We start from the raw sequence: 17,265 nt of genomic DNA on the forward strand, positions 1-17,265 counted from the left end.
TCACTCCTGCTTGGACGTCTTATTGCCAAACATCCGCATAGGCAGTTGAATTAGCGCGGGCAGCAGACGCCGGGGCTCTAATGGTGCAAACGGATAGAAATAAGGGACGCCATATGATTCGAGTTTCGTGAGATGCATGAACAGCAAGCTGAAGCTAAGCGCGATTCCTACAAATCCGAGCATCGCGGAAGCAAACATAACCGGAATGCTGACAAGCCGAAGGGCGAGCCTCATTTCTTGGGAAGGTAGACTGAAAGAGGCTACCGCCGTTAGAGCTATGACGACGATCATCGTCGTGGATACCAGATTCGCGTTAACCACTTCCGTTCCGATAACCAAACCGCCAACGATCGACAGTGTAGAGGCGATTGATTTCGGCAGACGGAGTGCTGCTTCCCGGAGCAGTTCCAGCACGATGATCATGAATAACGCTTCGATTAACGGATCGAACGGAATATTTTCAAGCGAAGCCTTGAGTGAAAACACGAGATCAATCGGCAGCACTTCGAAGTGGTTGGATACGATTGCAATATAGATCGATGGAAGCGCGACGGTCAGCAGCATGCTAATGTAGCGAAGGAATCGGAAGAAAGTCCCGTTCCACCATCTCGACACGTAATCGTCCGGTACTTGAAAAAACATAAAGAAGGTAACCGGAAGGATTACCGCCATCGCATTGCCGTCAATTAACAGCACGACTCTGCCCTCCATCAAGTGAGACACCGTTGTATCGGGGCGTTCAGAGAATAGCGTTTGAGGGAAAAAGGAGAATGCGCTGCTCTCGAGCAATTCCGTAATCTGGCCGGCAGACTTTACGAAATCAACGGAGATCCCGGAGATTTTGGCTGAGATTTGCTCTACCACGTTGGGATCAGCCATTTCTTGCAGATAAAGGAGTGATACATTCAGCGAGCTCTTCGCACCGAGCACATAATTTCGTTCCACAAGCTCTGCCGCCGTTAACCGCTTTCGGATGAGCTGAGCGTTGATCACTAAATCATCGACAAATCCTTCGTGAGAGCCGCGGATCGTTTGTTCGTTTTGCGGTTCGGCAGCATGGTCGGTCAACTGGATGCTGACATCTGCCAGCATGATCTCCGTGCTTTGATCTAGCAAAATCGCACATTTTCCCTGCTCCATCCCCTCGGCAGCGGAGTGAAAGTCGTTTACTCGCTTCAAATCTAAGATAGGGAGCACGTCTTCAAGGCGATGCTCAGTCGCTCGTTGGATGGGTTTAAGTACGCTGTTTTGCAGACGCTCCCGGTCTGTGTAAGCAATATGGTAAAGGATGCAGCCTTTGATGTCCTTCAGCCGAAATTCTCTGCTGTAAATATCGCCGGGTGCCTTGAAAACATCGGTTAAGCCGCGGATATTCGACTCCAGATCAGCGGAAGTCGGCAAAGCATGAAGATTAGCCATCGCCACAATTCCTCCACATAGCTCGATTAATCCATTTGAGTATGCACCAATAATGGTGTTTTCATCCAAAAATAGTAGAGCTGCCCACTGAAGCCGAACCGAATAAGCCTGCCGCCATAACAAAAAAGCCGAGAACGGAATAACCGTTTCTCAGCTCCTTATATTGTCGGGGGAAGATAAATCTATTAATGGCGTCCTAGCAGCGTCTGTGCGCCGTTCTACAGCTCCACAGCATGTCTTCTTAGTTTTGTTGCCTGCTCTTGCGATAACTCCTCTACAAGCCGCTCCGCCACGCGTCGTCCGCTTGAGAAAGCCCGCTCGGCTAGCTCGCCTTTCCCTTCACAGCCATCACCGCAGAAGTAGAACGGCATGCTTTCAATTCGATTTGGCACAAGCCGGTTGCCCGCAATGTTTTTCACACTCTGAACCATTGCTTTCTTCGATACCCGTTTCACGGCAACGGCATCCCGCCAATTGGGATAATGGCGATCAAATAAAGACTCCATTTGCTGTGTACGCTCTTCCAAGTAGGCTTTGCGGTCTTCGTCGCTGCTGCTCTCATCGCTTAAGTAAGCGATGCCCTGCAGCAGCTGTCCGCCTTCCGGCACGAGAGTGTGGTCAGTGGCCGATACATCCGAAATAAACAGCTTATGGTTCATATCGCTAATATAGCTGAAAGGCCTTGCAACAACGTGATTCAATCCAATGTCATAGACCATGACTTCGGTTGCCGTATTTTGCTCGTAAGGGGCCAGGAATGGCTCCCAAGGCGTCCCGCGCAGCAGCTTAACGACTTGCTGAATCGGCATCGCGAATATGATGCGATCGAAGGTTTCTTCTCGTGCTTTTGTATTCAGCACATACTTGCCCTGCTCATAACGGATGCCGTCAACACCCTCCTGAAGCGCGATCGACCAGCGCTCGGATGCATGGATTTTGTCGCGCAGCTGATTCGTAATGACCGCCCAGCTGCCCAGCACATAGTTCACAGGTCGGTGTGATAGAAACAAATTATGATAATAATCGCTGATGACTGCACCCGGTACGCGGCGGGCATCCTCCGGCGTAATGAAGAAGTTGCTGCACACCAGATGCTCCCACAGTTCCTTCACATCTTCTGCCGCACCTGATTCCGCTAAGTAATCGCCTAGCGTCGCGTAATGCTTAACTTGGTGAATATTCGCCATTATGGCTGTTATTTCACCGACGAAACGGACCTTCTGCATGGGGGTCAATATATCGGTTTTTACTAAATTCACAAAATCCAGCGGAGCAGGGGTCAGATGCTCACCTTTCTCATACATGACTTTGCGTTTGTCCACTTGTTTGCTGCTGAAATCCAAGTGCAGCTCGCGCTCCATAACCGAGAGCGTATGCCGGTCCAAGCCATAAATAGCGTGTGCCCCGTAGTTTAGCGTGAAGCCTGCCTTCTCATACGTGAAAGCACGTCCGCCAAGCTGAGGGCTCCGCTCGAATAAAACACCACTGACGCCGGGCTGCTCTGACAAGTATGCGGCAGCGGTTAATCCCGCAAGTCCGCCTCCGATAATGGCAACATTCATTTCCGATCTCCTCCTAGTGACAAGCAGCCGGGTTTTTGCGTGCAGGTCTGCAGCGTGACGAGCAGCTCGTCCAATCCATCCCTTGGCAACTTATGTCCTTTCACATTATACGCCGCTTGTTCGAAGCCAATCTATCTCATTTCTGACTGATAGACTTGCCGAATCGGCATCGGTTTTCCAAGGGACAAAAGCCCATTTTTAGCGCTTGCAGGCGCCATTTGCCTACGGGCGAATATCATGGTAGGAGAATGAAGGAGGTCATGATCCGCATGGAAAAGAAGGTTTCAACGTCGCCGGTAGGGAAAACGCCAAACCAGCCGATGTCAAACAAATCATTGTCCAACAAATCTATGCCTAATAAGTCGATGCCTAACAAGTCGATGCCCAATCAGCCTATGCCTAACCAGCCGATACACAAGCAGTCAACTGCTGTGATGCCGGCGAAGCACGACAACATGCCTATGGAGAAGCATGAAATGAAAAAAATGTGCCAAGACCATATGCACCGTTACGTGCTCGTGCAAACACGTGACGGCTGGTGCTGCGATGGGATTGTTGAGCATATCGATGACGAATGCGTCTGTATTGCCGTGCCATACTGCGGCCCCCATATGGACCGTGCATTTTTCCCTGGTGGAGGCGGGTTTTTCCCACCCCCGTTCTTCCCGCGTCGCCGGTTCGTTCGGCAAGTGTTCCCGCTTGGCGGACTGCTCGGCTTATCGCTGCTTCCGTTTTATTGGTAAGCGTGATTATTTTCTTGGTTTTGTTAGAGCCGGCGTTCCACGGGGCGCTGGCTTTTTGCACGTGCAGGAGGCATGATTCCGGATTGGACTTGCCCTTTATTTTTCGCTATGATGGACGAAGAATTGTAAACTCGTGAAAAAGGAGCAGAGTCATGGACTGTATATTTTGCAAGATTATAGAAGGAAGCATTCCTTCAAAGAAAGTGTTCGAGAATGAACGCGTACTTGCTTTCCACGACATTCAGCCGCAAGCACCGGTACATACACTGATTATTCCGAAGAAACATATCCCGACGATGAATGACGTTACAGATGAGGATGACGCAGTAATGGCTGAATTATTCACGGTTGCGCGTCAGCTTGCGAAGGAGCTGGGCGTTGCTGAATCCGGCTATAGAGTTGTCAATAACTGTAACAGCGACAGCGGACAAATCGTGTTTCACCTGCATCTTCACCTGCTCGGCGGAGAGAAATTAAAGCCTCTGGGTTAAGTGTATAAAAATAGCATAGTCTTTCAAGTTGACACTGCCTTTCCTTATAACATATAATTTAGTTTGATGAACCGTGTTAACTTTTACTGGACGGTCTGATTCGGAGGGAGGGAAAACTGGTGTCTGAAACAAAAGTTCGCAAAAACGAGACGATCGATGCTGCACTCCGCCGCTTCAAACGTACCATCGCAAAGGATGGCGTATTGGCCGAGGTGAAGAAACGCAAGCATTATGAGAAGCCTAGTGTCAAGCGTAAGTTGAAGTCCGAGGCTGCGCGTAAGAGAAAGTTTTAGGAGGATCCTTCCACAATGAACCTTAGCGAACGATTAAACGACGATATGAAGCAAGCGATGAAGAGTCAGGAAAAATTCAAGCTCACCACAATTCGAATGATACGAGCTTCTATCAAGAATTTGGAGATCGACTTGAAACGTCCGCTCGACGACGCAGAAGTGCTTGATATCTTAAGTCGTGAGATCAAACAACGTAAAGATTCCCTCCAAGAATTTCAGAAAGCCGGCCGCGACGATCTCACGAAAGATGTCGCAGCAGAAATTGAAATTATTAGTGTATACCTGCCTCAGCAGCTGACCGAAGAAGAGATCAAGTTGATTGTTCAGCAGACCATCCAGGAAACCGGTGCTTCTTCTAAAGCCGAGATGGGGAAAGTCATGAGCGCACTTTTGCCTAAAACAAAAGGGCGGGCTGATGGTAAACTAGTAAACACATTTGTGCAGCAATTTCTGCAATAAACATAGGCTGACAGCCAAACACTCCCCGTAAGGGGAGTGTTTTTTCGTTTTATCTGGGCTTACTCCAATCAAGACCTATTGACCATTTGCCCAAACTAGCCCAAAATTAGGCTAACCTATAGAAACGAGGCATACAGCAGCATGTTGCGTAATTGGAAAGAAATTCTAATGTTAGCCATTCCATCGCTTGTCTCATTTGCAAGTATGACGATGACCGGTACCATTAACTTGATTTTGGTCGGACAGCTCGGAGCTCTTATCATTGCTATTGTAGGCGTATCCAACATCATCATGTATAACGCTTTCGCATTGTTCTCCGGTATCGGGCACACCGTCAATTATTTAGTCGCACAGAATCACGGCGCAGGTGATATGAAAAAGGGCATTCAGCGAACGTATATCGCCATGTACATGTGTCTCATTTTTGCCTTGCTGATTGCAGTAGTCGGTTGGATTGGCGCAGATGATATTTTACGCTGGACGGGCGGCTCGAAAGAGCTGGTTGAAACCGGTGATTTCTATCTGGAGCTGCGGTTTTACGCGATGTCCTTTGGTATCGTCAACTTCGCGTTCCATGGTTTTCTGCGCGGCATAGGCGCAACCAAATTGTCCATGGTCGTTTCGCTTCTTGTCAATGTACCGATTATTTTGCTTACGTACACCTTGACCTTCGGCCATTGGGGTATGCCTGATCTCGGATTAACGGGAGCCGGAATTGCCATATTAATCGGTGAAGGTTTGCAAACGCTTATTTGTGTCTTTATCTTCTTCATCGTGCTTCACAAGAAATATCACACCCGCAGTCGTATTGCCTTCGCCATCCAGTGGATGGAAATGAAGCTTCTGATGATCGAGAGTGGAAAACTCGGCATTCAAGAATTTTCGCTGAGCATCTCGATGTACATCTTTACCGCTTTCGTGGCAAGGCTTGGCGATCATGCGCTGGCCGCCAACGAAGTGGCGTTAAGCATCATGTCCTTCGGATTCATGCCTGCATTTGCGTTCGGCTCGACCGCGACTATTCTCGTCGGTCAGCATGTCGGCAAAGGCACACCGCTCAAGGGACGCCGAGTCGGTACCGATACTGCGATATTAGGCTCGATCTTTCTTATTTTGCTCGGCACAGTTGAATTTGTTTTCTCTAAGCAAATTACGCATCTCTATACGAATGATCCCGAGGTCTATAAGCTCGCTGCACATCTGATTCAGATTTCTGCATTCCTGCAGATCTTTGACGGGCTCCTGAACTTCTATGCGGGCGGTCTGCGAGGAATTGGAGATACCACATTCCTGCTTCGTGTATCCTTCGTCGTAAGCTGGTTTATTTTCGTTCCGCTTGCCTATGTGTTCATCTTCGTCTTTCATTGGGGCAGTATGGGGGCTTGGCTCGCGCTCTATGCATTCCTCATGGTATTCGGCATAGCTGTGATGGTGAGGTTCTATCGAACCGATTGGACCGCAGTCCGTCTGAAAGAAGCCAGCCATTAATAACTGAAACGAATTGGTGTCATGTACGTAACATTAACTTAGGTTATAAGCTTGTTAATGTACAAGGAGGGACTGGCGTGCAGCTTGCCCATAGGTGGAGATTGAAATTGGTGCTTCCTGCTCTGATGGCGCTGCTTTATGTGATGGCGATGGCTATTCCGGCCTTTGCCGCAAATGGCGGCTCAGACAGCGCATCAGTAGGCTCAACCATTTACGTCGTGAAAGTGAAGCAGACCGTTGAATCCGGCTTGCAGAAGACGCTGGAGCGGGCTTATCAAGAAGCCGAGGATGCAAAGGCTAAACGAATGCTGATTGTTCTCAATACGCTTGGAGGGCGGCTGGACAGCGCTCTGGAGATCGGAGAACTAATTAGAACGAGTAAAGTGCCGACAACGGTATATGTGCAGGGGAAAGCCGTTTCAGCCGGGACATACATTGCCCTAAACGCAGACGAGATTATTATGCAGCCCGGCAGTACAATCGGAGCGGCAGCCGTTGTGGATGAATCCGGTGAGCTGGTCACGAATCCGAAGACGCTTTCTTTCTGGACGGAAGAGATGAAAGCGGCAGCGCTGCTGAACGATCGCGATCCTAATATTGCAGCAGCGATGGTGAACTCGAATCTGGAGCTTGAATTGAGCGCTCTCGGGCGCACGAAAGCCAAAGGCGATATTCTCACGTTATCTGCCGGGGATGCGCTGAAAGTAGGCTATGCGGAGTTTACGGCGGCAACGGTGGATGACGCACTCGCGAAATTGAATCTGCCGCAACCGAACATTGTGAATTACGAGGTTAGTGCACTAGAGCGGGTCGGACAATTCTTAACCCTGCCAATCGTTATGACGCTGCTTCTGATTATCGGCATAGCAGGCGTTGCGATCGAGCTGATGATACCGGGATTCGGGGCTCCGGGCATCATTGGCGTCATCGGCTTCGGACTGTATTTCTTCGGCCACTATATTGTTGGCTTTGCGGGACTTGAGGATGTGATCCTGTTTATTATCGGGATCTTGCTGCTTGTCTCGGAACTGTTCGTACCGAGCTTCGGGATACTGGGTATACTTGGTTCTATATCGTTAATTGCCAGTGTGCTCATGGCTGCGCCGAATCCGAAGTCGGCCGGTTTATCACTCATCGTGGCTGTCGTTGTTGCGGGCGTTATCGTATTCATCATCGCCAAACGGTTTGCACATCGCGGGATATGGAATAAATTCATTCTGCGTGATCAGCTGACGACGGCTGAAGGGTATATCTCAACGGCAAGCAAAGTATCGTATCTGGGGATGAATGGCAAGACGCTGACGCCTCTGCGGCCTGCAGGAACCATTCGCATTGGCGATAGCCGGATAGACGTTGTCACATCAGGGGAATTCATTCCATCCGGTGCCGATGTTACGGTTATTAAAGTCGAAGGCGCACGTGTCGTTGTCGCCCAGCTTGATGAGAAGAACTAATTAATTGGAGGGGTTTACATGACAGTCGATCCAACTGTAACGATTGTAATTATTGTAGTGCTAGCGGTCATCGCATTATCCGTATTTCTAACCTTCTTCCCAATTATGCTATGGATTTCTGCACTTGCTTCAGGTGTGCGAGTCGGAATCATTACGCTCGTTGCGATGCGCCTGCGCCGCGTTGTTCCTAGCCGGATCGTCAATCCGCTAATTAAAGCGACGAAAGCCGGTCTTGGGCTTACGATTAATCAACTGGAGAGCCATTTCCTGGCGGGCGGTAACGTTGACCGTGTCGTCAACTCCTTGATTGCCGCGCAACGCGCGAACATCGATCTTGAGTTTGAACGTGCGGCGGCAATTGACCTCGCAGGACGCGATGTCCTGCAAGCTGTTCAGATGAGCGTTAACCCGCGTGTTATCGAGACGCCTACGGTTGCGGCCGTAGCGAAGAACGGGATCGAAGTGAAGGTAAAAGCGCGAGTAACGGTTCGTGCGAACATTGAACGTCTGGTCGGCGGTGCCGGCGAAGAAACGATCATTGCGCGTGTCGGTGAAGGGATTGTAACAACCGTCGGTTCCTCTAATTCGCATAAGGATGTTCTGGAGAATCCGGATTTGATTTCGCGTACGGTACTTGGCAAAGGTCTTGATGCCGGAACGGCCTTCGAAATCTTGTCGATCGATATCGCGGATGTTGATGTAGGTAAGAATATCGGCGCGCATTTGCAAACCGAACAAGCGGAAGCGGACAAACGGATTGCGCAAGCGAAAGCCGAGGAGCGCAGAGCGATGGCTGTTGCGCATGAGCAGGAAATGAAAGCGCGCGTTGTTGAGATGCGTGCGCTCGTTGTGGAATCCGAGTCGCAAGTTCCGCTTGCGATGGCTGAAGCGCTGAAGCAAGGCAAGATCGGCGTGCTTGATTACATGAATTTCAAGAATATTGAAGCCGATACCAGCATGCGCAATTCGATCGGAAAAACAGACGCGTCAGCGCCGGAAAAAGAAGAACGTTAATCGCAGACCCATTCTTGAGATGACAACGATAATCTGAAGGGGGTGAGCGTTTGAATGAGCTGATCAAGCTGTTGGTTTCCAACATTTACGTCGTCATCGTGCTCGTAGGTTTTCTGCTTACGCTCATAAACAAAATGAGGAACAAGCCGGGTAATCCGAACACGCCAAGCAATCGGATGCCGCCGTTCGGGGGAGAGCCTCCCTTAAGACGGCCGGCTGCGTCTCCGATGGATTCGCGCCCGGTACAGCCGCAACGGCGGCCTGTCCAACAACGGCCCGCAGAGCCGTCCCAGGAGCCGCGACAAGTTGTATATAAGTCGCAGTTCGATACAGCCGGCGAAGAAGGCGTCAGCTCTGAGTATGCGGATCCTGAGATGCTGCAACGTACCGTGCAGCCGGTTCGCGGAAATGACAGGGCAACACTTCCCAGAGCCGCTCAAGCAGGGCAGCAGCCAAAGCAGGCGGATAGCTTCCGCGTTCCGCAAGGCGATGAGCTGCGTCGTGCATTTATTATGGCGGAAGTACTGGGCGCACCGCGTTCGAAGCGGCCGCTGCGCAAATAACGAAATGGTTAGCAAACAAGCTGCATGAAGCAGAATCAAGTAGAACCGACCCGATTGGGTCGGTTTTTTTGTGTTTGATTGGCGTGCACGCGGCCATATTCCTCATATTTGGGGCCGCTCTCGCATAATTTGGTACAGTACGGGAAGGGGGCTTCTGCCTGCATGCGCCGATTAAATCGCAAACTGCGTAAGATGGCAGCGGATCTACTGGATCTGCCGCCGGATGTCGTAATGGATTTGCCACGATTAACGATGATCGGCGATCGCCAATTATACATCGAGAATCACCGCGGCGTACTGCATTTCTCCAGCGACAAGCTGCGGCTGGCGCTCAGTAAAGGAGAATTGGAAGTGACGGGCAGCGAGCTGGTCATCCGTACGATTTGGACAGAGGAAGTGTTTATAGAAGGGGTTATTAAACATATCGAAGTGCGAGAATAGGGGGCAATTGTAATGAATGCGACATGGATGCAGTGGCTCCGCGGATTTGTATCGATTCGTGTACGCGGCGGGGCTATAGAAAAGCTTGTGAATGCTGCTCTGGCGAAAGGGCTGCAACTGTGGTCCATTCGCCATACAAACGATCGCGAGCTCGTTTGTTATCTTCAGGTCAATGATTTCTTCCGGCTTCGTCCGATTCTGAAAGAGACAGGCTGTCGCATTCACGTCACGTCGAGGCAAGGATTGCCATTCTGGCTGCTGCGTGTGCGGAGACGCGTTTTTTTTGCGGCGGGGCTCGTCCTTTTCTTCGTCGGCATGTACCTGCTCTCCTCGCTCGTCTGGTCCATTGACGTGAAGGGGAATAACCGTTTGTCGGAGGAGCAAATTCTTCAGGTGGCCAAGCAGGAGGGGCTGTACCCGTTTCAGTGGTCGTTCCGGCTTGCTGATGCCTCTGTGTTGTCCAAGCGTCTCGCGCAGCAGCTGCCTGGAGCGGCCTGGGTTGGCGTGGAGAAGCGGGGGACACGCATAACGATACAAGTGGTCGAGACTTCGGTGGCAACGCCGAAGATCCCTCAGAATCCGCGGCATCTCGTCGCTTCAACGGATGCTGTTGTCACCAAAATATTGGCAGAGACCGGGAAGCCGGTCGTGAAGCGTAATATGAGGGTGAAGCAAGGAGATATTCTTATCTCCGGTTTGCTTGGGGATGAGAATAATACCGCCGCTGTAGTCGCGAAAGGCGTTGTGAAGGGAGTCGTATGGCATGAGTACGATATCGTTTCTCCGCTTGAGCGTACGATGAAGGTCTATACAGGCGAGAAGAAGGTCATCTGGTATGGTGTCGTGGCAGGCAGAGCGCTTAAGGTGAGCGGGTTCGGCAAACCCCCTTATGCCATGTACGAGAGCATCAAGCAGGAAGAGAAGGCGGCTTGGCGGACGATGAGTCTTCCATTTGGAAGGATCAAAGAAACGATTATGGAAGTGCGAATGGAACACCAAACCGTTGGCGTAGAAGAGGCTAAAGCGGAGGGCATTCAGCAGGCCAGAGCGGATTTAATAGCGAAGGTAGGGCCTGATGCAGAGGTGCTGGCCGAAAACATTTTGCATGAAAAGACGGAGAATGGTAAAGTTTATATGAAAGTGCTTTTTGAGGTGGATCAGTCGATTGCGATAGAGAGACCGTTAGTTCAGATGCAAGGGGATTGAGTATTTTTGCAAAATGAATTCAAAGTAGCCAAAATTCCACTTGCAAACGCAGCGGAAGGACTTGCTCTGCTAGGCCCGCAGGATAAATTTCTGCGATTAGTCCAGCAGCAGACATCAGCGGACATTATGTCTCGCGATGCGGAGATTTCCATTTCAGGGCCAACGTCCGAGGTGGATTCTATTGAACAGCTTTATACCGTTTTGCAGCAGCTGATAAGAGGCGGATACTCGCCGACAGAGCGCGACATCGCTTACGCCCTGGATCTTTCCAAGACGATGCAGGCCGAACAATTGCTAGACCTCTTCAAAGCGGAAATTACGACAACGTTTCGCGGCAAACCGATTCGGGTAAAAACGATTGGCCAACGCCATTACGTCAAAACGATCAAGAAGATGGATATCGTATTCGGTATCGGTCCGGCCGGTACGGGGAAAACGTATTTGGCAGTCGTGCTTGCCGTAGCGGCATTGAAGGAAGGCTCGGTCAAACGGATCGTGCTGACCCGTCCGGCTGTTGAAGCGGGCGAGAATCTCGGATTCCTGCCGGGCGATTTGCAAGAGAAGGTTGATCCGTATTTGCGGCCGCTCTATGATGCCCTTCATGATGTGCTTGGTCCGGACCAGACGACCAAGGCATTTGAACGGGGTCTTATCGAAGTGGCGCCGCTCGCTTATATGCGCGGACGGACACTTGAGGATTCATTTATTATTTTGGACGAAGCACAGAACACGACACCGGAGCAGATGAAAATGTTTCTGACGAGGCTCGGGTTTGGCTCCAAAATGGTCATTACCGGAGACGTCACCCAAATCGACCTGCCGCGCGGCAAGCGCTCAGGACTCATCGAGGCACAGCGCATCTTAGCGAACATTCCGGAGATCGGCTTTATCTTATTTACAGAACAGGACGTTGTCCGTCACAGCCTCGTCCAAAAAATCATAACCGCCTATAACATCGACGCCGAGGCACAGAACTAAAGGTTTTTGACCGGGTTCTCGCAGTTGTTTGTTCTTGGTGTTATTTAGCAGTAAGCCTTGTGACCGTAGGTCACAAAGCGATTCCCAGCACAACAGTGATGCTAATCGCACGAAAGAAGTAGCGTTGCACACCCGGGGCATCAAGCCGGGGAGGGACGCCGCAAGAAAAGTGTGTCCGCTTCAGCGGACGAAAACGAGCCAACGTCGAAGTATGGTCGAAGACGGCCCAGGCGGCAGGCGCGGTACATTCCGGGTCCAGGGACGGCGTCTCTGGGGTCCCCCTTAGGTAAGGGGGATTTAGGGGGATGTATCGGCAGTTGTAATAAAGTTTATTTTTTAATACAAGGTACATATAGGGTCCAGGGACAGTGTCCATGGGGAGCTCTGGCTGTAAGGGTTCCAGGGACATAGTCCCTGGATTTCTCCTTACGAAGGAGATCCAGGGGGATGTGTAGTTTCTAGGAGGATATCAACCATGGTAAACCAACAAGCCAACCCGGATGAGTCTAAATCATCGTCCTCCGGATGGAGTGGATGGAAGCACAGCTCGGCTGTTCGCTGGGTATTGCTGCTTCTGTTTGTTTTGCTATTTTATTTCTCTCTTGCCCCACACGTGCTCCCCAAAACGTATAACATCGAGTTAGGTAAAGCCAGTGACCGCGACATTGAAGCGCCGGTGGATATTAAGGATGAGAAGGCGACGCTTCAGGCGCAGGAGCTTGCTGCCGAACGGGTGGAGCCGATTTACTCGATCGTAGCTCTCCGCAGCGAAGCGCTGCTGGAGCAGATTTTTGCCCGCATGGAGCAGTTGAATCAGGATGACCAAGTCACGTTGGAAAACAAGGTGTCCATTTATCGCAACGAAATTCCGCAGCTGTACACGGAATACGTCGATCAATTTGTTCAGAATAACAAAGGTAATGGCACCTATAACGATACATTGCTTAATGAAATGGCAGAAGTAGTGAAATCGCAGGCTTATCGCATTCCGGAGGAGACCTATTATAAGCTGCCTTCGCTTTCGGCGATCCAGCTTAGCGACATGCATTTGGTTGGTGTGAATATCGTCCGTAAGCTGATGGGTGATTCGCTTCGCGAAGCGGAAACGGCAAGAACGAAAGTAGCGGAGCTCGTCAATGCGAGCACGCTTACCGAACGTAAAACAAGGGAAATCGTGCAGGAGCTTGCCCGATACGCGATCATGCCGAATAAGTTTCTCGATACGCAGGCAACCAACGACGCCAAAGTAGCAGCGAAAGAGAATACGACGCCCGTTGTGGTGAAGCAAGGAGATATTATCGTTCATAAAGGCGAGGTCATTTCAAAGGATCTCTATGACCGGCTTTCCTCCATTGGTGTGCTGCAAACCAAGAAGTCCTATTGGCCGCAGCTCGGATTGCTGTTGCTCTCCGTCCTGTTTCTTATCGTAATCTACAGTTATCTGGAGAGAGCGGCGGGCTTAAGCAGCGGATCGTCTAATGTGCGTTACAGCAACGCCCAGCTGTCGATGCTGCTCTTGATTTTTTTGCTCAATATTCTCGCCATGCACATTGTGGAATTAACACAAACGCAGGAGATGCCGTATGTCGGCTACCTAGCGCCTTCCGCAATGGGTGCGATGTTAATTGTATTGCTGCTGGACATTCAGCTGGCAGTTGTGAGTTCATTTTTATTTGCGATTGTGGGCAGCGTTATTTTCAATATGGAGTCTGGGCAGCTATTCGACTTTAATTATGGCTTTACGACGGCTGTCGTTTCGTTCGCCGCGATCTTCGCGATACATCGTGCCAGTCAGCGTTCGACGATTCTGAAAGCCGGTATAATGGTCAGCTTGTTCGGCTCGGCTTCTGTTCTGGCCATTCTATTGTTAGGCGAGCTTCCTCCCAAATCAGAGATCATCATGACGGTCGCTTTTGCGTTTGCGAGCGGGCTGTTGACGGCGATACTGGTAGTGGGATTAATGCCGTTCTTCGAAGTGACATTCGGTATTCTGTCTGCCCTGAAGCTTGTAGAGCTGTCCAATCCGAACCATCCGCTGCTTCGCAAGCTGCTCACGGAAACACCGGGTACGTACCACCATAGCGTGATGGTTGGGAATTTATCAGAAGCGGCTGCAGAGTCGATTGGCGCGAACGGTCTCTTATGCAGAGTGGGGTCCTTCTATCATGATATAGGGAAGACGAAGCGACCTAGTTATTTTATCGAAAATCAGACAAACTATGAAAATCCGCATGATTCCATTGAGCCTAAATTAAGTAAATCGATCATCATCGCCCATGCGCGCGACGGTGTGGAGATGCTTCGCAACCATAAGCTGCCGAAGCCGATCCGCGACATTGCCGAGCAGCACCATGGTACGACTTGTCTGAAATACTTTTATCACAAGGCTTATAAATTGGCGGAGGAAGCGGGCATGGAGCCTGATTTTACAGAGGAAGATTTCAGGTATCCGGGACCTAAAGCGCAGTCGAAGGAAGCGGCAATCGTCGGTATAGCGGATTGTGTGGAAGCGGCGGTACGCAGCTTGCGAAGCCCGACGGTGGAGCAGGTAGAATCGATGATTCACAAGATCATTAAAGGCCGGCTGGACGATGATCAGTTCAATGAATGTGATCTGACGCTCAAAGAGCTGGAGAAGATCGCACAGACGTTGAAAGAAACGGTTATCGGGATTTTCCACTCGCGCATCGAATATCCGGAAGATGTAAAACAAAAGGAGCGTCTGGCATGAGCTTGAAGTTAGAATGGAGCAATGATCAAGAAAAAGTCGAAATTTCCGAGTCCTTTATCGGCGTGCTGGAGCAGCTGCTGCAATTCGCTGCCGAAGCAGAGGGGATGACGGATGGAGAAGTGACCCTCTCGATCGTGGATGATGAGGAAATCCATCAATTGAACAAAGAATATCGCAACATCGATCGTCCTACAGACGTATTATCCTTCGCGATGCAGGAGGAAACAGACGAGGAGCTTGAAATCATCTACGAGGTAGAAGATGTGAGCGAGACGGTGCCTTTTGAAGGGATGCTTGGCGATATTATTATTTCGGCGGAACGGGCTAAACTACAAAGTGAAGAGTATGGCCATTCCTTGGAGCGCGAGCTCGGATTTCTGTTTGTGCATGGTTTCCTTCACCTGATCGGTTATGATCACCAAGACGAAGCGAGCGAAGCTGTGATGACCGAGAAACAGGAAGCCGTTCTCCGCCTTGCAGGTCTGACCCGTTAATGAAACGACTGCTGCGCAGCTTCTATTACGCGGGGTCAGGTATTATATCTGCAGTTCGAACCCAAGCGAATATGCAAATTCATGTGGTTTGCACGATAGGCGTTAATGTGGCGGGACTGTTGCTTGGACTGACGCGAATAGAATGGGTTGCCATCATTGCGGCCCAAGCTGTCGTGATGGCAGCCGAACTGATGAATACGGCAATTGAGCATGTCGTTGATCTGGCAAGTCCAAGCCGGCATCCGCTTGCGAAAGCTGCCAAGGATACAGCAGCCGGTGGTGTGCTGGTTACTGCAATTGGGGCCGTTATTATCGGCCTGTTTGTATTTATTCCACATCTTTGGCCTTAGCGGAGAGGAGCTTAAAACGATGACATCATCAATCGGAGAATTATCGCCGGTTTGGCGGCAGTTAATGCAGCAAGCCGTAGAAGCTCGGAGCCGAGCCTATGTACCCTATTCGAATTTTCAAGTAGGAGCGGCACTGCTGGATGCCGAAGGCGGCGTGCATTTTGGCTGTAACGTAGAGAATGCAGCTTATAGTCCAACGAACTGTGCGGAACGTACAGCATTGTTTCGGGCTATAGCAGACGGGCATCAGGCAGGCTCGTTCGAAGCGATTGCGGTCGTAGGAGATACCGATTCTCCAATTACGCCTTGTGGTGTATGCAGACAAGTGCTGGTCGAGCTTTGCCCGCCGGACATGCCTGTTATAATGAGTAATATGAAGGGAGAATGGCGTGTATCGACAGTAGCGGAGCTGCTGCCGGGCGCCTTCTCATCGGATGCATTGACGAAAGCGTAGGAACGCGCAACGTTCTGGAAGGGGATAAAGTTACAGCTTATGAATTCATCATCGTCGGGATCTAAAGGATCCAAGGAGAAATACCATTCCGGGTTTGTCGCCATTATTGGCAGACCAAACGTCGGCAAATCGACCTTAATTAACGAGGTCATCGGACAGAAAATCGCCATTATGTCAGACAAGCCGCAAACAACGCGGAACAAAATTCATGGGGTATATACGAAGGACAATTCCCAAATTGTATTCCTCGATACACCCGGTATACACAAGCCGACTTCTAAACTAGGTGACTTCATGGTGAAGTCCGCCGTAGGTACGCTTGGCGAGGTAGACGCAGCTCTATTCCTCATCGATGCTTCTGAGGGACTTGGCGGGGGAGACCGCTTCATCATCGAGGCGCTTAAGAAAGTGAAGACGCCGGTATTCCTCATCATGAACAAGATCGACAAAATCGAGCCGGAGGCGCTGCTGCCCCTAATCGTGCAATACAAAGACTTGTATGATTTTGCGGAAATTATTCCGATCTCTGCCTTGCAAGGCAACAATGTGAACACGCTTCTAAGAGTGCTCAGCAGCTATTTGCCGGAAGGACCGCAATATTATCCGGCCGATCAAATTACCGATCACCCGGAGCAATTCGTATGTGCGGAGCTTATCCGTGAGAAAATTCTTCATCTGACGCGCGAAGAGGTACCGCATTCTATCGCCGTAGCGATTGAGAATATGAAGGTGCAAGAGAACGGCGTCGTAAACATCGGAGCTGTTATCTATGTCGAGCGTGATTCCCAGAAGGGGATCGTCATCGGCAAGCAAGGTGCGCTGCTCAAGCAGGTTGGCAAAGAAGCACGCCGTGACATTGAAACGTTGCTCGGCTCCCGCGTCTTTCTGGAGCTGTGGGTGAAGGTGAAGAAGGATTGGCGGAATCAAGAGCGGGTGCTTAAGGATCTCGGCTTTAGAAACGACTAGAAGCTCTTGCGGCGGCTAATATAGTCATGCGATCCCCAGCGTATGAAACGGCATTGAGAGTTAATTTCCTTTCTACGGGAAAATGTCCGATATTTGTCTGGCATAGCGATATCATCTTCATCGCATCCTAATCCGTGAGCAACATTTCTGAGCGCGGAA

18 protein-coding genes are annotated in these 17,265 nt (G+C 50.4%); 16 read left to right on the top strand and 2 right to left on the bottom strand.

Annotated elements, in window-relative coordinates; all coding sequences use genetic code 11:
- Nucleotides 1-1,419: a spore germination protein gene (locus tag AC50Y3_RS10395; protein WP_494818703.1), complete on the bottom strand. Its 1,419-nt coding sequence runs from the start codon at nt 1,417-1,419 to the stop codon at nt 1-3.
- Between the two features lie 218 nt (nt 1,420-1,637).
- The gene (locus tag AC50Y3_RS10400) at nt 1,638-2,981 is read right to left on the bottom strand and encodes an FAD-dependent oxidoreductase (RefSeq protein WP_494818704.1); all 1,344 of its coding nucleotides are present in this window, start codon (nt 2,979-2,981) and stop codon (nt 1,638-1,640) included.
- A gap of 269 nt (nt 2,982-3,250) precedes the next feature.
- On the opposite strand from AC50Y3_RS10400, the gene AC50Y3_RS10405 reads away from it, so the two are divergent.
- The 16 genes from AC50Y3_RS10405 to era all read left to right on the top strand — a co-directional run bounded on the left by AC50Y3_RS10405 (nt 3,251) and on the right by era (nt 17,106).
- On the top strand, nt 3,251-3,724 hold the full coding sequence (locus tag AC50Y3_RS10405) for a hypothetical protein (RefSeq protein ID WP_494818705.1): 474 nt from the start codon (nt 3,251-3,253) through the stop codon (nt 3,722-3,724).
- Between the two features lie 152 nt (nt 3,725-3,876).
- Nucleotides 3,877-4,215: a histidine triad nucleotide-binding protein gene (locus AC50Y3_RS10410; RefSeq protein WP_494818706.1), complete on the top strand. Its 339-nt coding sequence runs from the start codon at nt 3,877-3,879 to the stop codon at nt 4,213-4,215.
- 119 nt (nt 4,216-4,334) lie between these two features.
- On the top strand, nt 4,335-4,508 hold the full coding sequence (rpsU, locus tag AC50Y3_RS10415) for a 30S ribosomal protein S21 (protein WP_090573672.1): 174 nt from the start codon (nt 4,335-4,337) through the stop codon (nt 4,506-4,508).
- A gap of 15 nt (nt 4,509-4,523) precedes the next feature.
- The gene (locus tag AC50Y3_RS10420) at nt 4,524-4,967 is read left to right on the top strand and encodes a GatB/YqeY domain-containing protein (protein WP_494818707.1); all 444 of its coding nucleotides are present in this window, start codon (nt 4,524-4,526) and stop codon (nt 4,965-4,967) included.
- 141 nt (nt 4,968-5,108) lie between these two features.
- The gene (locus AC50Y3_RS10425; protein WP_494818708.1) at nt 5,109-6,455 is read left to right on the top strand and encodes an MATE family efflux transporter; all 1,347 of its coding nucleotides are present in this window, start codon (nt 5,109-5,111) and stop codon (nt 6,453-6,455) included.
- A 77-nt stretch (nt 6,456-6,532) separates the two neighbouring features.
- Nucleotides 6,533-7,909: an NfeD family protein gene (locus AC50Y3_RS10430; RefSeq protein ID WP_494818709.1), complete on the top strand. Its 1,377-nt coding sequence runs from the start codon at nt 6,533-6,535 to the stop codon at nt 7,907-7,909.
- A gap of 18 nt (nt 7,910-7,927) precedes the next feature.
- Nucleotides 7,928-8,923 carry a flotillin-like protein FloA gene (floA, locus tag AC50Y3_RS10435; RefSeq protein ID WP_494818710.1) on the top strand — a complete coding sequence of 332 codons (996 nt, stop codon included), beginning with the start codon at nt 7,928-7,930 and terminating at the stop codon, nt 8,921-8,923.
- 50 nt (nt 8,924-8,973) lie between these two features.
- Entirely contained in the window at nt 8,974-9,486 is a 513-nt protein-coding gene (locus AC50Y3_RS10440; protein WP_494818711.1) for a hypothetical protein, read from the top strand.
- A gap of 162 nt (nt 9,487-9,648) precedes the next feature.
- Nucleotides 9,649-9,927 (top strand): sporulation protein YqfC, encoded by a 279-nt coding sequence (yqfC, locus tag AC50Y3_RS10445; RefSeq protein WP_090979929.1) that lies wholly within the window; start codon nt 9,649-9,651, stop codon nt 9,925-9,927.
- A gap of 12 nt (nt 9,928-9,939) precedes the next feature.
- Complete coding sequence (gene yqfD, locus AC50Y3_RS10450; RefSeq protein ID WP_494818712.1) at nt 9,940-11,133, top strand: sporulation protein YqfD; 1,194 nt, start codon at nt 9,940-9,942, stop codon at nt 11,131-11,133.
- Between the two features lie 6 nt (nt 11,134-11,139).
- Nucleotides 11,140-12,111, top strand: coding sequence for a PhoH family protein (locus tag AC50Y3_RS10455; protein ID WP_494818713.1), 972 nt, complete (start codon nt 11,140-11,142; stop codon nt 12,109-12,111).
- 475 nt (nt 12,112-12,586) lie between these two features.
- A complete protein-coding gene (locus AC50Y3_RS10460; protein ID WP_494818714.1) occupies nt 12,587-14,842 on the top strand; it encodes an HD family phosphohydrolase in 2,256 nt (751 codons plus the stop codon).
- Nucleotides 14,839-15,336: an rRNA maturation RNase YbeY gene (ybeY, locus tag AC50Y3_RS10465; RefSeq protein ID WP_494818715.1), complete on the top strand. Its 498-nt coding sequence runs from the start codon at nt 14,839-14,841 to the stop codon at nt 15,334-15,336. The genes AC50Y3_RS10460 and ybeY overlap by 4 nt, the downstream gene beginning before the upstream one ends.
- The gene (locus tag AC50Y3_RS10470) at nt 15,336-15,686 is read left to right on the top strand and encodes a diacylglycerol kinase family protein (protein WP_494818716.1); all 351 of its coding nucleotides are present in this window, start codon (nt 15,336-15,338) and stop codon (nt 15,684-15,686) included. The genes ybeY and AC50Y3_RS10470 overlap by 1 nt, the downstream gene beginning before the upstream one ends.
- A 19-nt stretch (nt 15,687-15,705) precedes the next feature.
- Nucleotides 15,706-16,140: a cytidine deaminase gene (gene cdd, locus AC50Y3_RS10475; protein WP_494818717.1), complete on the top strand. Its 435-nt coding sequence runs from the start codon at nt 15,706-15,708 to the stop codon at nt 16,138-16,140.
- 39 nt (nt 16,141-16,179) lie between these two features.
- Complete coding sequence (gene era / locus AC50Y3_RS10480) at nt 16,180-17,106, top strand: GTPase Era (protein WP_494818718.1); 927 nt, start codon at nt 16,180-16,182, stop codon at nt 17,104-17,106.
- Nucleotides 17,107-17,265: the final 159 nt, after the last annotated feature.

This window comes from Paenibacillus sp. J22R98 (genome assembly GCF_059383835.1).

Coding starts and splice junctions, on each gene's coding strand:
- AC50Y3_RS10395 (WP_494818703.1), bottom strand. CDS start 1,419: ATGGCTAATCTTCATGCTTTGCCGACTTCCGCTGATCTGGAGTCGAAT.
- AC50Y3_RS10400 (WP_494818704.1), bottom strand. CDS start 2,981: ATGAATGTTGCCATTATCGGAGGCGGACTTGCGGGATTAACCGCTGCC.
- AC50Y3_RS10405 (WP_494818705.1), top strand. CDS start 3,251: ATGGAAAAGAAGGTTTCAACGTCGCCGGTAGGGAAAACGCCAAACCAG.
- AC50Y3_RS10410 (WP_494818706.1), top strand. CDS start 3,877: ATGGACTGTATATTTTGCAAGATTATAGAAGGAAGCATTCCTTCAAAG.
- AC50Y3_RS10420 (WP_494818707.1), top strand. CDS start 4,524: ATGAACCTTAGCGAACGATTAAACGACGATATGAAGCAAGCGATGAAG.
- AC50Y3_RS10425 (WP_494818708.1), top strand. CDS start 5,109: ATGTTGCGTAATTGGAAAGAAATTCTAATGTTAGCCATTCCATCGCTT.
- floA (WP_494818710.1), top strand. CDS start 7,928: ATGACAGTCGATCCAACTGTAACGATTGTAATTATTGTAGTGCTAGCG.
- yqfC (WP_090979929.1), top strand. CDS start 9,649: ATGCGCCGATTAAATCGCAAACTGCGTAAGATGGCAGCGGATCTACTG.
- yqfD (WP_494818712.1), top strand. CDS start 9,940: ATGAATGCGACATGGATGCAGTGGCTCCGCGGATTTGTATCGATTCGT.
- AC50Y3_RS10460 (WP_494818714.1), top strand. CDS start 12,587: ATGGTAAACCAACAAGCCAACCCGGATGAGTCTAAATCATCGTCCTCC.
- ybeY (WP_494818715.1), top strand. CDS start 14,839: ATGAGCTTGAAGTTAGAATGGAGCAATGATCAAGAAAAAGTCGAAATT.
- AC50Y3_RS10470 (WP_494818716.1), top strand. CDS start 15,336: ATGAAACGACTGCTGCGCAGCTTCTATTACGCGGGGTCAGGTATTATA.
- cdd (WP_494818717.1), top strand. CDS start 15,706: ATGACATCATCAATCGGAGAATTATCGCCGGTTTGGCGGCAGTTAATG.
- era (WP_494818718.1), top strand. CDS start 16,180: ATGAATTCATCATCGTCGGGATCTAAAGGATCCAAGGAGAAATACCAT.